Source organism: Streptomyces sp. DH10, from assembly GCF_029813805.1.
Classification (GTDB): domain Bacteria; phylum Actinomycetota; class Actinomycetes; order Streptomycetales; family Streptomycetaceae; genus Streptomyces; species Streptomyces coeruleofuscus.
Genome location: NZ_JARVKU010000004.1, coordinates 382,960 through 397,926, shown reverse-complemented (window position 1 = coordinate 397,926; position 14,967 = coordinate 382,960). Strand labels below are relative to the sequence as shown.

12 protein-coding genes are annotated in these 14,967 nt (G+C 71.1%); 4 read left to right on the top strand and 8 right to left on the bottom strand.

The features are described from left to right. The first annotated feature begins 52 nt into the window (after positions 1 to 52). From QC385_RS11280 to QC385_RS11265, 4 genes are read left to right on the top strand one after another with little or no spacing between them, the layout of a single operon-like run. On the top strand, positions 53 to 970 hold the full coding sequence (locus QC385_RS11280) for an SDR family NAD(P)-dependent oxidoreductase (RefSeq protein WP_279541121.1): 918 nt from the start codon (positions 53 to 55) through the stop codon (positions 968 to 970). Beyond that, a complete protein-coding gene (locus tag QC385_RS11275; RefSeq protein WP_279541120.1) occupies positions 970 to 1,845 on the top strand; it encodes an amidohydrolase family protein in 876 nt (291 codons plus the stop codon). Before QC385_RS11280 ends, QC385_RS11275 begins: the two co-directional genes overlap by 1 nt. 10 nt (positions 1,846 to 1,855) lie before the next feature. Then, on the top strand, positions 1,856 to 3,364 hold the full coding sequence (locus tag QC385_RS11270) for an acyl-CoA synthetase (protein WP_279541119.1): 1,509 nt from the start codon (positions 1,856 to 1,858) through the stop codon (positions 3,362 to 3,364). Positions 3,365 to 3,375: 11 nt separating this feature from the next. Continuing rightward, entirely contained in the window at positions 3,376 to 3,831 is a 456-nt protein-coding gene (locus QC385_RS11265) for a MaoC family dehydratase (RefSeq protein WP_086854653.1), read from the top strand. Positions 3,832 to 3,849: 18 nt separating this feature from the next. On the opposite strand, the gene QC385_RS11260 is transcribed toward QC385_RS11265, so the two are convergent. The 8 genes from QC385_RS11260 to QC385_RS11225 all read right to left on the bottom strand — a co-directional run bounded on the left by QC385_RS11260 (position 3,850) and on the right by QC385_RS11225 (position 14,857). After that, positions 3,850 to 4,677, bottom strand: a complete 828-nt coding sequence (locus tag QC385_RS11260; protein WP_279541118.1) for a PaaX family transcriptional regulator — start codon at positions 4,675 to 4,677, stop codon at positions 3,850 to 3,852. A gap of 24 nt (positions 4,678 to 4,701) precedes the next feature. Beyond that, positions 4,702 to 5,550 carry a hypothetical protein gene (locus tag QC385_RS11255; RefSeq protein WP_279541117.1) on the bottom strand — a complete coding sequence of 283 codons (849 nt, stop codon included), beginning with the start codon at positions 5,548 to 5,550 and terminating at the stop codon, positions 4,702 to 4,704. 4 nt (positions 5,551 to 5,554) lie between these two features. After that, positions 5,555 to 7,228, bottom strand: a complete 1,674-nt coding sequence (locus QC385_RS11250; protein WP_279541116.1) for a PHP domain-containing protein — start codon at positions 7,226 to 7,228, stop codon at positions 5,555 to 5,557. 17 nt (positions 7,229 to 7,245) lie between these two features. After that, positions 7,246 to 9,072, bottom strand: a complete 1,827-nt coding sequence (locus QC385_RS11245) for a LamG-like jellyroll fold domain-containing protein (protein ID WP_279541115.1) — start codon at positions 9,070 to 9,072, stop codon at positions 7,246 to 7,248. An 88-nt stretch (positions 9,073 to 9,160) separates the two neighbouring features. After that, on the bottom strand, positions 9,161 to 12,094 hold the full coding sequence (locus QC385_RS11240; RefSeq protein ID WP_279541114.1) for a glycoside hydrolase family 2 TIM barrel-domain containing protein: 2,934 nt from the start codon (positions 12,092 to 12,094) through the stop codon (positions 9,161 to 9,163). Continuing rightward, on the bottom strand, positions 12,091 to 12,945 hold the full coding sequence (locus tag QC385_RS11235) for an alkaline phosphatase family protein (RefSeq protein ID WP_443032883.1): 855 nt from the start codon (positions 12,943 to 12,945) through the stop codon (positions 12,091 to 12,093). The genes QC385_RS11240 and QC385_RS11235 overlap by 4 nt, the downstream gene beginning before the upstream one ends. Before the next feature lie 161 nt (positions 12,946 to 13,106). Continuing rightward, positions 13,107 to 13,976, bottom strand: a complete 870-nt coding sequence (locus tag QC385_RS11230; protein WP_279541112.1) for a carbohydrate ABC transporter permease — start codon at positions 13,974 to 13,976, stop codon at positions 13,107 to 13,109. Further along, positions 13,973 to 14,857, bottom strand: coding sequence for a carbohydrate ABC transporter permease (locus QC385_RS11225; RefSeq protein ID WP_279541249.1), 885 nt, complete (start codon positions 14,855 to 14,857; stop codon positions 13,973 to 13,975). Before QC385_RS11225 ends, QC385_RS11230 begins: the two co-directional genes overlap by 4 nt. Positions 14,858 to 14,967: the final 110 nt, after the last annotated feature.

Here is a 14,967-nt window from a genome sequence, read left to right as displayed (position 1 = left end):
GCAGCCCCACCCCATGCGACTCGTAGCCGCACCCATGCGAAGGGACTCACCCGTGCCCACCATCGATCTCACCGGCAAGGCCGCCGTCGTCACCGGAAGCGGGCGGGGCCTCGGCCTCGCCTACGCCCACGCCCTGGCCGCCCACGGCGCCTCCGTGGTCGTCAACGACGTCGACGAGGCGGTGGCCGAGGCGGCCGTGAAGTCCATCACCGAGGCGGGCGGCAAGGCCGTGGCGGAGGTGATCCCGGTCGGTACGGCCGAGGCGGCGGACCGGCTGGTCGCCCGCGCGGCCGAGGAGTTCGGCCGGCTGGACGTCCTCGTCACCAACGCCGGCATCCTCCGCGACAAGGTGCTGTGGAAGATGACCGACGACGACTTCGACGCAGTGATCACCACCCATCTCAAGGGCACCTTCACCTGCGCCCGCGCCGCCGCCGTCCGGATGCGCGAGCAGGGCGAGGGCGGCTCGCTGATCCTGGTCGGCTCCCCGGCCGGGCAGCGCGGCAACTTCGGCCAGACGAACTACGCCGCCGCCAAGGCCGGCATCGCGGCGATGGCCCGCACCTGGTCCATGGAGCTGGGCCGCGCGAACATCACCGTCAACGCGATCGTGCCGGTCGCCGCGACCGCGATGACCGAGACCATCCCGGCGTTCGCCCCGTACATCGAGGCCATGCGCAGCGGCGAGCCGCTGCCGGACTTCCTGCGCAAGGGCGAGGGCTTCGGCACCCCCGAGGACTGCGCCGCCCTGGTCCCGTTCCTGGCCTCCGAAGCCGCGCGCGGCGTGACCGGTCAGTGCATCGGCATCGGCGGCGACAAGGTGGCACTCTGGTCGCACCCGCAGGAGATCAGGGCGGCGTACGCCGACGGCGGCTGGACCCCCGGCGCGCTGGCGGACGCATGGCCCACCTCGGTCGGTGCCGAACTCGAGTCGGTCGGCATCCCGGCGCCGAAGTTCCCGGAGGCGTGATGGACCTGAACGACCTTGTCGCGATCGACGTCCACACCCATGCGGAGGTCTCCTCCAAGGGCCACTCCTCTCTGGACGACGACCTGCACGACGCCTCCTCGGCCTACTTCAAGGTCGAGGGCAAGCGGAAGCCGACACTGGAGGAGACCGCCGCGTACTACCGCGAGCGGAAGATGGCCGCCGTGATCTTCACGGTCGACGCCGAGTCCGCCACCGGCACGGCGCCCGTCCCCAACGAGGAGGTCGCCGAGGCCGCCGCCGCCAACGCCGACGTCCTCATCCCCTTCGCCTCCATCGACCCCTTCCGCGGGAAGGCGGGGGTGAAGCAGGCCCGGCGCCTGGTCGAGGAGTACGGGGTGAAGGGCTTCAAGTTCCACCCCAGCATCCAGGGCTTCTTCCCCAACGACCGGTCGGTGGCGTACGACCTGTACGAGGTCATCGAGGAGACCGGCACGATCGCCCTGTTCCACACCGGCCAGACCGGCATCGGAGCCGGCGTGCCCGGCGGGGGCGGGATCAGGCTCAAGTACTCCAACCCGCTGCACGTGGACGACGTCGCCGCCGACTTCCCGCACCTGAAGATCATCCTGGCGCACCCGTCGTTCCCCTGGCAGGACGAGGCCCTGGCCGTCGCCACGCACAAGCCGGGCGTGCACATCGACCTGTCCGGCTGGTCGCCGAAGTACTTCCCGCCGCAGCTCGTGCAGTACGCGAACACACTGCTGAAGGACAAGGTCCTCTTCGGCTCCGACTTCCCCGTCCTCACCCCCGACCGCTGGCTCGCCGACTTCGACAAGCTGACGATCAAGGAAGAGGTCAAGCCGAAGATCCTCAAGGAGAACGCCGCCCGCCTGCTCGGGCTGACGAAACCGTAAGGGGCGTGACATGCGCAACGAGGGACTGGGGTCATGGCCCGCACGCCGGGCCCGCAAGACCCCGCACCGCACCGCCCTGATCCACGGCGACATCACCCGCACGTATGCCGGCCTGTACGACCGCACCACCCGCCTCGCCCACGCCCTGCGCGAGAGGGGCGTGCGACGCGGCGACCGCGTCGCCTACCTCGGCCCGAACCACCCCGCCTACCTGGAGACCATGTTCGCGGCCGGCACCCTCGGCGCGGTCTTCGTCCCCCTCAACATCCGGCTGGCCGGCCCCGAGATCGCCTACCAGCTCGCCGACTCCGGGGCCAAGGCCCTCGTCTACGGCCCCTCGCACGCCGGTCTGGTCGCCGGGCTGCCGGGCAGCACGGACGTCCGTACGTACGTCGAAGTGGGCGCCGAGTACGAGGAGGCGCTGGCCTCGGCCTCGCGGGAGCCCATCGACACACCGGTCACCCCGGACGACACCTGCATCATCATGTACACCTCGGGGACGACCGGCCGCCCCAAGGGCGCGATGCTCACCCACGGCAACCTCACCTGGAACGCGATCAACGTCCTCGTCGACCACGACCTGATCGCCGACGAACGCGCCCTGGTCTCCGCCCCGCTGTTCCACACCGCGGGCCTGAACATGCTGACGCTTCCGGTCCTGCTGAAGGGCGGCACCTGCGTCCTGGTCGAGGCCTTCGACCCGGACGCCACCTTCGACCTGATCGAACGGCACCGGATCACCTTCATGTTCGGCGTGCCCACCATGTTCGACCAGGTGGCCCGGCATCCGCGCTGGCCGGACGCCGACCTGTCGTCGCTGCGCATCCTGACCTGCGGCGGCTCCCCGGTCCCGACCCCGCTGATCGCGGCGTACCAGCGGCGCGGCCTGACCTTCCTCCAGGGCTACGGCATGACCGAGGCCGCCCCCGGCACGCTGTTCCTGGACGCCGAGCACGCCGTCAGCAAGGCGGGGTCGGCGGGCGTGCCGCACTTCTTCAGCGACGTACGCGTCGTCCGGCCCGACCTCGCGCCGGTCGACGTCGGCGAGGTCGGTGAGGTCGTGGTGCGCGGCCCGCACGTCATGCCCGGCTACTGGGGGCTGCCCGAGGAGACGGCCGCGTCCTTCGCGGACGGCTGGTTCCGCAGCGGCGACGCCGCCCAGATCGACGAGGACGGCTACGTCCACATCGTCGACCGCCTCAAGGACATGATCATCTCCGGCGGCGAGAACATCTACCCCGCCGAGATCGAGGACCAGCTCCTCGCCCACCCGGACATCGTCGAGTGCGCGGTGATCGGAGTGCCGGACGACAAGTGGGGCGAGGTGCCCCGCGCGGTCGTCGTGCCCCGCGAGGGCGCCGCACTCGACCCGGACGAGGTGCTCGCGTCGCTCGCCGGCCGCCTCGCCAAGTACAAGATCCCGAAGTCGGTCGTGGTGGCGGACGAACTGCCCCGCACCGCCTCCGGGAAGCTCCTCAAATCCCGTGTGCGCAAGCGCTACGGCACCGACTCCCAGTGAAGGACGGCTCCATGAGCATCACCGTCAACGGCCTCGACGAACTGAAGAAGCTCGCGGGCAGCGACCTCGGCACCAGCGAGTGGATCGAGGTCACGCAGGAGCGGATCGACACCTTCGCCGACGCGACCGGGGACCACCAGTGGATCCACGTCGACCCCGAGAAGGCCAAGGAGGGCCCCTTCGGCGCCCCCATCGCGCACGGCTACCTCACGCTCTCCCTCTTCATCCCGCTGTTCACCGAGCTCCTGGACGTCCAGGGCGTGACGACGAAGGTCAACTACGGCCTCAACAAGGTGCGTTTCCCCTCCCCGGTGAAGGTCGGCTCCCGCATCCGGCTGACGGCGAAACTCGCCGAGGTCGAGGAGGTGCCGGGCGGCGTGCAGATCACCGTCGACGGCGCCATCGAGATCGAGGGCGGCGCCAAGCCGGCCGCGGTGCTCCAGAGCCTGTCGCGGTTCTACGCCTGAACACACTGAGACGGCGTGCTACGCCTGAGGCCGCGCGGGCACCAGGTCGAGCAGGCGTTCCGAGGCGTCACGCGCGAGCGGTGAGAGCCGGTCGTGCACCGCCCGGAACGTCTTCTCGGCCTGTTCCGCCGGCCAGTCGTCCGGCAGGTGCTTGACGGGCAGGCGCGGATCGCGCCGGACGATCCGCAGCCACTCGGTCTGGAGCCGCAGCCGCAGCACGAGCCCGTCGTCGGGGTGCGGCAGCTCGTCCTCCCACGGCTGCCAGCGCCGTACGAACGCCTCGTAGCGCCCGGCCAGGTCCGACAGCTCCCACGTCTCCTCGATCATCTGGCCGATGTCCGTCCCGGTGTCGGCGTGTGCGCGGAAGACCTTCACATGGGCGGACAGGCCGAGCTCGGCCACCAGCGCCGACACGTCGACCTCGCCCGGCGCGATCCACAGGCCGTTGAACAGCGGGCCGAAGCCGCTCCAGGTCAGCTGGGAGCGCAGGTCGTGGCGCTGGCGCTGCCAGGACTCGGGCAGGGAGAACCCGAGCAGGGTCCAGGTGCCGTCCCAGTGCCGGTTGACGGCACCGGTCTGCCAGATGCGCCGCTCGCCGTCGCGCAGCACGGCCTCCGAACGCCCGGTCAGCCCGAAGTACATCCGGCGGCCCTCGCGCTGGCGGCGCAGCAGGTCGCGGTTGACCATGCGGGTCAGCGTCGAGCGGGTCGCCTGCTCGCCGATCCCGGCGCGGGCGAACAGGTCGATGACGCTGCCCGAGTACACGCACACGTCGCGCCCGAGCACCTGGTCACCCAGGAACGTCAGCATGAGGGACTGGGGCCGCAGCGACTCTTCACCGGTCACGCGGCCCACCGTACCTCCGCCCGATCAGTCGGTGACCTGCTGGTACGCGTGGACGGCCGTCGTCACGGCGCACACGCCCGGCGGGATCATCTGCGTCCTCAGGGTGCCGCTGTTCGTGTCGTAGTCGACGCCCTCCGTCTCGAAGGCACCCGTGCACACGCTTCGCTGCGGCAGCGCGAAGAGACTCGTCACCGTGCCGGTGACCGGCTGCCCGTCCGGCTTGCGGGGCAGGTCGACCTGGAGCAGCGGCCGGGTCTGGGGGAAGAGGGCGCCCGAGGCGTCGTTCGAGGCGCACAGCAGGCGGGTGCCGGTGACGAAGTCGCAGCCCTGGATGTCGCGCACGGGCTTGTCCAGGGTGATCTGCCCCGCCTCCTTCAGCTCGCCGCCGGTGGGCGGGGTGGAGGGGTTCAGCAGGGGCGCCGGGAAGACCTGGAGCCGGTTCTGCGTGCCCCACTCGCCCGACACCAGCCACTGACCGTCGGGCGAGACGGTCGCGAAGGAGTTGTTCAGCTTCTCGCCCGGGTTCAGCGGGTGGACGTACTCGTAGCGCTTCCCGGCCGGGGTGGTGACCGCGAACATCTTGGACGTGGCCGTGTCCGATCCCTGGTAGGCGTCGAAGACGTGGCCGCGCGCGATGTCCGGGTCGCCTATGTGGTTCCAGCCCTTGACCCGCAGGTCCAGCGGGATGGAGGCCAACCCGCGGTACAGCAGGGAGCCGTCCGCGCGGCTGGCCAGGCCCTGCCCGCCGCCGAGGGTGTCGGTGTACGCCGTGCCGGTCTCGGCCCACTGCGGGGCACCGGCGGCCGAGGCCGTGCCGGCACCCAGCGTGAAGGCACCTAATAAGGCGGTGGCGGCGAGAAGTTGACGTCTCATCAGATCAGGCACCTTCCACGTCGACGAATACCGGGTTCGAATAGAACCACGTATCCGCCCACGGGTCACCGTCCCCGGGCGCGTGCGGAACCGGCCCGTGCGGGTCGACCGAGGCGCCGAGGTAGCCGGTGCCGTTGCGATTGCCGTCGCTGCCGCGCAGCCGGACGTAGAAGGATTCCTCGCCCGCGGTCAGCGGGATGCGCAGCGTGTAGGTCCCCGTGCGGCCGGAGACGTCCTGCGAGCGGACGACGCGGGTGTAGGGGGCCTTCCAGGTGTCGCGGTCGGCGACCGGGCCGCGCACCGCGCCGCGGATGACGTCCACGTGCGCCAACTCGGGCAGGATGCCCTGCGGGTTGGGCCGCGAGGCGGTCGTCACGGTGACGTCCAGGGTGAGCCGCTCGCCCTTGCGGACCCGCAGCCGGCCGCCGAGCGTCACGCCCCGGCCCCGGTCGCCGTCCCGCTTCAGCCGGACGTCGAGCCCGTCGAGCAGATGCCCGTGGTCGAGCCAGACCCGGCCCGCGCGCAGACCCGCCATGACCGCCCGGTAGCCGTAGCGGGTCACGCCCACGTGCGTACGGCTGAACTGCCCGGGCCAGAAGTCGCTGCCCGGCTGCGGGGTGTCCGTGTTCACGGGGTCGGGCAGCTTCCCGGTGCTGTCGAAGGTCTGGCCGGGCTGCCAGTCGCCGTTCTTCCAGGTGTCGAAGACGATCCGGTGGGCGTCGGAGTTGGTGGTGACCGAGAACAGCCGCCCCTCGGCGAGCATGGAGTCCCACAGGCCGCCGACGGTGGCGGTCGCCCAGTCGAAGCCGCCGTACGTCAGGTAGGCGTCCGCCGGGTAGCCAGGCCAGGACTGCGCGGACGGCTTGTTCTCGTACTCGCCGCGGATCGACGTGGCGCCGCGCCAGCCGGGGATGGCCGCGCCCTGGGCACCCGGCGCGCCCTCCATGCCGATCATGATCCCGGGCGCCGCGTCCCGCCAGTTGCGCATCTCGTGCGGGGAGTCGATGCCGAGGCGCAGGGGGTGGTTGGCGAGGACCAGCACGTCGTCGACGTAGCCCGAACGGCGCTGCTGCGCCAGCCACTTGAGCGCCTTGACGGCGTGCGCCTCGTTGCGGGCGGTGTCCGCGTCGGCGGGGCCGCCCTTGTCGTAGCCGAGCAGCTTGCCGTCGTAGGCGCGCTCGAACCGGGTCAGCAGGTCGACCTCGTTCGGTCCGGGAGCGGTGAACACCGTGCAGTGCTCGGCCGCCGGGATGTACCACTCCAGTCCCTGGAAGATCAGCTGACGCGGGTTGTCGGCACGCGCCTCGAGAATCTCCTTGTGCTCCAGGGCTGCGCCGAAGTCGGCGTGCCCGAAGTTGGAGTGCTCGGTGAACACCATCCAGTCCAGGCCGTACTTCGCGCCCGCGGCGGCCAGCTGGGAGAACGTGTACTTGGCGTCGTGGCTGTAGACGGAGTGGACGTGGTGGTCGCCGACGAGGTAGGCGAGGCGGGGGTCCTCGCCGCCCAGCCGTCTGTCGCCGCCGGCGGCCAGGGCCGGGGTCGCCGAAGAGCCCAGGGCGAACGCGGCGCCGAACAGGCCCGCGCGGCGCAGGAGCCCGCGGCGGGAGACACCCTGGGGATCGAGGGCGGCGGGGGAGACGGACGGGTCGGCCCACGCGGGCAGCTGCTGCTCTGTCATGAGGGTTCCCTGGGAGATCAGTGGTTCATGAAGGAGGTGACGGGCAGCGCCCGCGCGACGATCCGGACATCGCCGAGCCGGCCGTGGAAGATCTGGTCGATCTCGCCGCCGTACTCGTAGCCGCCGAGCAGCCACGGCAGGCCGACGGAGGTGATGCCGACGGAGGTCGCCTTGGGGTTGCGGAGCACCGGGCAGCCCTCGACGTACATCGTGGTGTGCCTGCCGTCGTTGACGACCGCGAGGTGCCACCAGGTCTCCAGCGGTGTCTCCTGGCCCCAGTTGGTGGCGATGCCCTGCTGGTTGAGCGGGCGCATCGCCCACTGCGGTTCGCGGTCGTTGGACAGGGACAGCGTGGCCAGCGGTTCGTCCGGGTCGTCGGCGGTCTTCCCGGCGGCGCCGCCCGTGCCCGTGCGGCCGACCAGGCCCGACCAGGCGTGGTGGTCCGGGTCCCAGTCGGCGGGCAGCCGGTAGAACGCCTCGATGGTGTAGCCGTCCTTGAACGTGGCCGAGTTGAGCGGGGCCCCGTCGACCGTGCGCAGATAGGCGCCCTTCAGCGGGGACTTGAAACCCTGGAACTCCAGGCTGCCGTGGCCCGGCTGGTCGGGGTGGTGGTCCGCCGACCAGTCCAGCGCGCCGCCGCCCACCGTGACGAGCGCGAGGTCGTTGCCGCGCCCGGACAGGTCCCGGACCGTGCCGTCGGCGGGCTTGTCGAAACGCCAGTACGCCGCGGTGCCCGGGATCAGCATCTTCGAGGCGGGCCGCGCCGGACGGGCGGGCACGGGCGCGAAGCCGGAGAAGCGCTCCTGGAAGTCGATCTCGACGGAGAACCGGTCGGCGTCGCCGCTCAGTTCCATCTCCTGCCGCTCCAGCTCGTTGAGCCCCTTCCCGGCCCGGCCCAGGATCCAGGGGGAGACCGTCTCCACGTCGATGACGTTCCGGTCCAGGTCGAACCGGTAGAGGCGGATCATCGCCGCGCCGCCGAAGTAGCGGTTCTGGTAGTTCGTCAGATGCAGGTGGACGTCGTGCCCGGCCGCGTTCTTGCGCGTCGCGCGGGCGGCGGGCCAGTAGTGCCCGTTGAGGGTGAGGAAGATCTGGTCGTGGTCCTCGATCAACTGGTCCCACAACTGCTGCCCGTACGCCGACAGCGAGTCCTCCTCGGCGACCAGCTCGTGGGTGGTGAGGATGACGGGCGTCTTCGGATGCCGCGCCATGACCTCCTTGGCCCACGCGTAGCCCTGCGGCGACAGCCGCCAGTCCAGCGCGAGCACCATCCACTCCCGGCCGCCCGCGGTGAACAGGTGGAAGGTGTTGTAGCCGTCCGGGGAGGCACCGCCGAACGTCGGCCGCCCCTTGAACCGCTCGGGCCCGAAGGCGTCCAGATACGGTGTCGCACCGCGCTGGTCGGTCGTCGACGACTTCACGTCGTGGTTGCCTGCCAGGACGCTGTAGCCGACGCCACGCCGGTCCAGCAGCGAGAACGCCTCGCCGATCGCCGCGAACTCCTCCTTCGCGCCGTTCTGCGTGAGGTCCCCCAGGTGGGACAGGAAGACGAGGTTCTCCTCCTCGCCGTGCTCCAGCAGATAGCGCAGCGACGCCTCGACCGGTGCCTTGTCGATGCTCGGCCCGTCGAAGAGGTACTGCGTGTCCGGCATCACGGCGAGAGTGAAGCGGCGGCTGCGCGGGTCGGGACGCCGGCTCGCCGGTGCCGCCGCGGCGGTGACGGCCGGCAGCGCGGCCACCGCCGTCGCGGTCACGCCGAGCAGGGCGGTGGCGCGCAGGAAACCGCGTCTTCCGGCGCCGGCCTGGGGGGCCTCGCCCAGGTCGTGATCATGTGAAGTGCACACGGGGGCTCCATGAAGGGTGACGGGGGGAGTGGCGGAGAACTCGGCGAAGGCGACAGGGAGAGGAGGGGAGGGGAGGGGAGGGGAGAACTCAGAGAACGCGCAGTGTCCAGCTCCAGCGATGGACGCCGGCCGGGACGAGATAGGTGGCGAAGGTGTCGGGCCCGCAGGAGGCCGTGCCGAGACCGCGGTGCGCCGCGTCGATGTGCACCACGCACCCGGCCCGCGGCACCAGTTCGTCGTGGTGCGCGGCCGAGGCGAGGTCGCGCGCGCGATGGCGGGTCACACAGACCTGGCGTGGCCGGTCCAGCCGCACCGCGAGCCCGGTCGCGTCCGGCGCGGACAGCGTGAACCGCCGCACGCCGTGCCGCCCCCCGCTCTCCTGAGGCCGCAGATAGGGGGTGAACAGCTCGTCCACCGGCATCGAGTGGTGGCCGACGGGCGCGCCCGCGCCCCGGTCCGGATACGACTCCCAGGGGCCCTTCCCGAACCACTCCAGCAGGTTCAGCCCGGCGGCCGTCTCGAAGACCGACCCGACCCGGGCCACGTCGTCCAGCGCCTCGGGCAGCTCGGCGCACTCCTCCACCAGCAGCCCGCCCTCGACCGCCGTGAACACCTGCTCGTGCCGGACGCTCCCGCCCGGGCAGAGGTAGTCGCAGACCACCGCCACCCGCCCCGGATCACGCCGTACGGCGACGACCTCGCGGGTGGGCGCGTCGAGCCCCCAGTCCCGCCAGCGGGCCGCCATGCCGCCCAGTTCGTCGTTGTCGGTGGGCGCCCGCCACAGCGACAGCGTGGGTCCGGCCGTCAGCAGCGGATGGACCAGCAGCCCGTCCTCGCCGACCTCCACGGGGCGGTGCGTGACGGGGGCGTGCCGCACCGGGGACGCGTGCCGCAGCCGCGCCTGCGGCAGGCACACCACCGTGCCGCGCGGCGCCCACGGCTCGTCCCGGGCCGTCGTGACCCGCAGCGTCAGCCACGCCTCGCCGCCGTCCTCCGGCAGCTCGAACGGCAGCGGTACGGCGGCCGTCTCGCCCGGCCGCAGCCGGGGCAGCTCGGCGGGGGCCGTCAGGGTGCCGCCGTCGGCGAGGGACAGCTCCCACTCGCCGGACAGCCAGTCCAGGCCCCGGAAGTGCTGGTGGTTGCCCAGGACGACGCCCTCGTGCCGGAAGCACTCGATGCGCAGCGGCGCGGCGATCTCCCGGTGCTCGAACATCACGGGCTTGGGGGTGCGGTCGGGGAAGACGACACCGTCGGCGATGAAGGCGCCGTCGTGGTCGGTCTCCCCGAAGTCGCCGCCGTACGCCCAGCGATGGCCGGGCGCGGCGACACCGTTGTCATAGAGCCCGGCGCCCCCACGCCCGGCCGGTCTGCCGTCGTTCACACGCTGGAGGATGCCGTGGTCCCAGAACTCCCAGATGAACCCGCCCTGAAGACCCGGGGTGGCCTCGATGGCCTCCCAATGGTCCGCGAGCGTGCCGTTGCTGTTGCCCATGGCGTGCGAGTACTCGCACTGGATGAGCGGCTTGGTCTGGGTGCCGGACATGGCGTGCGCGAGGCACTCCTGAAGCGGGGCGTACATCGGGCAGGCGATGTCGGAGGCCAGGTCCGGATCGGCCCAGCCGCGCTTGGCCGCGCCCTCGTACTGCACCGGCCGGGTCGGGTCGTGCCGGCGTACCCAGCCCGCGGCCGCGTCGTGGTTCGCGCCGTAGTCGGACTCGTTGCCCAGCGACCAGATGATGACGGAGGGGTGGTTCTTGTCCCGCAGCACCATCCGGGCGACCCGGTCGACGAAGGCGCCGAGGTAACGCGGGTCGTCGGCGATCTCGTGCGCGTGGTCGTGCGACTCGATGTCGGCCTCGTCGACGACGTAGAAGCCGAGCTCGTCGGCCAGGTCGTACAGGGCCGGGTCGTTCGGGTAGTGCGCGGTGCGGATCGCGTTGAAGCCGAACCGCTTCAGCAGGACGAGGTCCGCGCGCATGTCGTCGTACGACACCGTGCGTCCCGTCAGCGGATGGAAGTCGTGCCGGTTGACGCCCCGGATGAACACGCGCTCGCCGTTGACCAGCAGGTCCCGGCCGGTGATCTCGACGTCACGGAAGCCGATCCGGTGGTGCGAGCTGTCGGCGACCGTGCCGTCGGCGCGGTGGAGGCGGACGGTCAGGTCGTACAGCTCGGGCGTCTCGGCGGTCCAGGTGCGCACGTCCGGCACGGCGGCTCGCAGCCGGGCCTCGCCGAGGAAGCCGGAGACGCGTTCGTCCTCGGCGTTGGCCCGGTCGAACTCCGTGTCCTGCGTGAGCAGTTGCCCGTCCAGCTCCCCGCTGACGTACCAGCCCTCGGGCAGGGCCCCGTCCGAGTGCCGCACGAGGCAGTCCACGCGCAGGTCACCGTCACGCCGGGCCAGCACGGTCACGTCCGCCAGATGCAGCGGGTCCCTCGCGTACAGCAGCACCGAACGCGTGATGCCGCCGTGCCACCACTGGTCCTGGTCCTCGATGTGCGAGGCGTCCGACCACTTCACGACGGTCAGGCGCAGGGCGGCCCGCTCCCCGGGGCGCACCACGTCCGTCAGATCGAACTCGGCGGCCAGGTGGGAGTCCTTGGAGATCCCGACCGGCCGCCCGTCCACGTGCACCAGCAGCACGCTCTCCGCCGCCCCGACCTGGAGCACGATCCGCCGCCCGGCCCACTCGGCCGGCACGTCCACCGCACGCTCGTAGACGCCCGTCGGGTTGGCGGCGGGCACCGCCGGCGGGAACTCCGGGAACGGCATGCGGACGTTCAGGTAGCGCGGAAGATCGTCCGTGCCCTGCATGGTCCAGACGCCGGGCACGTACGCCGACGACCAGTCCTCGCCCACCGGGGCGTCCGGCGCGGGCAGCAGCTGGAATCGCCAGTCGCCGTCCAGGGAGACGGCCCCGGCCCGCCGGTCGACGGCGTTCATCGGAAGCCGCCGCCAGGAGGTCACCTCGGGGGCCTCCCACGGGCGCAGGGCGATCAGGGGATCGGGGAGTGCGTCGGTCATGACCATTCCGAAGTCGGTGGAGTGGGCGGGGGCAGTGCACGGCCCGGCAGGCCCCAGGCGGGGTCGACGGGGATGCCGAGACGGTCCAGGACGGTGGGGGCGATGTCGACGAGGCGGGGTGTGTCCAGCCGGGTGCCGCCGGGCACGCCCGGCCCGGCGAGGATGACGAAGACCTCTCGCTCGGCATGCGTGTCGCCGCCGTGGCCGCCGGTGTCGAGGTGACCGTGGTCCGTGGTGACCAGCACGGTCCAGTGCTCGCGGGCACGCCGCGCGTCGATCGCCTCCAGGAGCCGCCCCAGGTGGGTGTCCTGGGCGAGCAGGGCCCGGTCGTAGGCGGGGGAGAGGGGGCCGGTGGCATGGCCGGCCTCGTCGGTGGCGCCGAAGTACACGAATACGACGTCCGGGTCGTCCTCGGTGAGCCAGCGCGCGGCGGTGTCGGCGACGAGGCGGTCGGTGGGTTCGTAGCCGTCGGACTCGCCGTCGTAGCGCACCCGCCGACCGATGGCGGGGCCGAGGACGCCGCGGTCGACCAGTTCCGGCCAGGACACCACGGCCGCGGTGCGCAGACCGGGCCGGGCGGTGGCGGCGCGGCTGAGGAAGTCGGGGTAGCGGGTGTAGTCGGCACCGAGGAAGTCGTTGCCGGTCACTCCGTGCCGGTCGGGCCACACCCCGGTCAGCACGCTCGACCAGCCGGGCCCGGAGTCCGTGTAGGCCGTGCCGGCCGACGGCCCGTCCTCGGCCCGGCCGTAGGGCAGCATGCTGGTGCCGTGGGCGCCGGTGGCCATCAGGCCGTGCAGCACGGGTGCGGTGGCGTGGGACCGGATCAGCCGGTCGTTGCGGAGCCCGTCCATGCCGACGACGAGCACCTTGGCGCGTGCGCTGCTGTCCGTCACTGCCTGCCTCCCTCGTCGCTAGCGCTTGCGACGACCACGAGCTCGGGGCCTCCTGCCGGTTGTCGACCGCGGGTCCGTCGTGGCTTGTCGCGCAGTTCCCCGCGCCCCTTCGGGGCGCGTCAGCTGCCCTGCACCGCTCCCTCGGTCGCCCCCGCGATGAAGCCTCGCGCGAAGATGGCGAAGACCACGACCAGCGGCAGGGCCGCCATGAGGACACCGGCCATGACCATGCTGTAGTCGGTGGTGTGGCCGACGTGGAGCTGGGCGAGCTCCACCTGGAGCGTGACGTGGCTGGGGTCGGTGAGCACGATGAGCGGCCAGACGTAGTCGTTCCAGGCGTTGACGAAGGCGTAGATGGCGAGGAAGGACAGCGCGGGCTTGATCATCGGCAGCGCGATGTTCCAGTACTGGCGGAAGAACCCGGCGCCGTCGATGCGCGCGGCGTCGAGCAGTTCGTCGGGCACGCCGTTCTGTATGTACTGGTTCAGCCAGAAGATGCCGAAGGCGTTGGCCAGGGCGGGCAGGGCCAGCGCCTTGAGCATGCCGACCCAGCCGATCTCCGACATGAGGATGAACTGCGGCAGGACGGCCAGCTGGAGCGGCAGCATCATGAACACGAGCAGCGTGCCGAAGAGCACCTTGCGCCCGGGGAAGTCGAACTTGGCGAAGGCGAAGGCCGCCAGCGAGTCGATGAACAGCACCAGGGCGGTGGTGACGCTCGCGACGATGATCGTATTGAGCATCGACCCGAAGAAGTCGATGGTGTTCAGCACATGCCGGATGTTCTCCAGCAGGTGGGAGCCGAAGGTCAGCTTCGGCGGGCTCTTGTAGATGTCCTCGGTGGTGTTGGTCGCCATGACGATCGTCCACACGAACGGGAAGACCGAGATCAGGACGGCCAGAACGAGGAGGATGTGCGCGGTCATGCCCTTGGGGCGGCGCAGCCGCCGCGTGCCCGTGGCCGGTCGTGTCGTGTCCGCTGTCGTCATGACTTCCTCCCGCGCTGCACGAGGCGCCAGTTGATGGCGACGAGCACGATGATCAGTACGAAGAAGGCCCACACGATGGCCGCGCCGTAGCCGTAGTCGTTGTTGAGGAAGGCCGACTGGTAGAAGTACAGCAGCGTGGTCAGGCCCGCCTGGCCCGGGCCGCCGAGGTTCTGGTTGGCGGCGTTGCTGGCGAAGAGGACCTGGGGTTCGCTGAAGCTCTGCAGGCCGTTGATGGTCGAGATGACGACGGTGAACAGGATGATCGGCCGCATGATCGGAATGGTGATCTGGAAGAACGTGCGGACGGGACCGGCGCCGTCCATCTTCGCCGCCTCGTAGATCGAGGTCGGGATCGCCTGGAGACCGGCCAGATAGATGATCATGTTGTAGCCGGTCCACATCCACGTCATCAGCAGCGCGATGACCAGCTTGATCAGCCACGGGTTGCTCAGCCACGGGACGGGCGAGATGCCGACCGTGCCCAGGATCGCGTTGACCAGGCCGAAGTTGTTGCTGAACACCGCGCCGAAGAAGATCGCCACCGCGACGATCGAGGTGACGTTCGGGACGTAGAGGGCGATGCGGTAGAAGCCCTTGAAGCGGCGCACCGAATGCAGCAGCGTCGCCAGGACCAGGGCCCCGAAGAGCGTGGGAACGGTGGACAGCACCCAGATCACCAGGGTGTTGCGGATCGACAGCCAGAAGACCGGGTCGTTCCAGAGGAACTCGAACTGCTGGAGGCCCACGAACTGCTTAGTGCCGAGGCCGTCGTAGCGCTGGAAGGCCAGATACAGCGAGTAGAAGACGGGGAAGAAGGAGAAGGCGATGAAGATCAGGTAGAACGGCGAGATCGCCAGGTACTGCCGCCAGTGCGACAGCACCCCGCGCCGGCTCGGCCGGACGGCGCCCGCGGGCGGGGTGCGCCGCGGGCGGAACCGGGCCGGGCCCGGCCCGCCACGGTGCTCGGGCACCGTGGCGGGACCGGTGACCG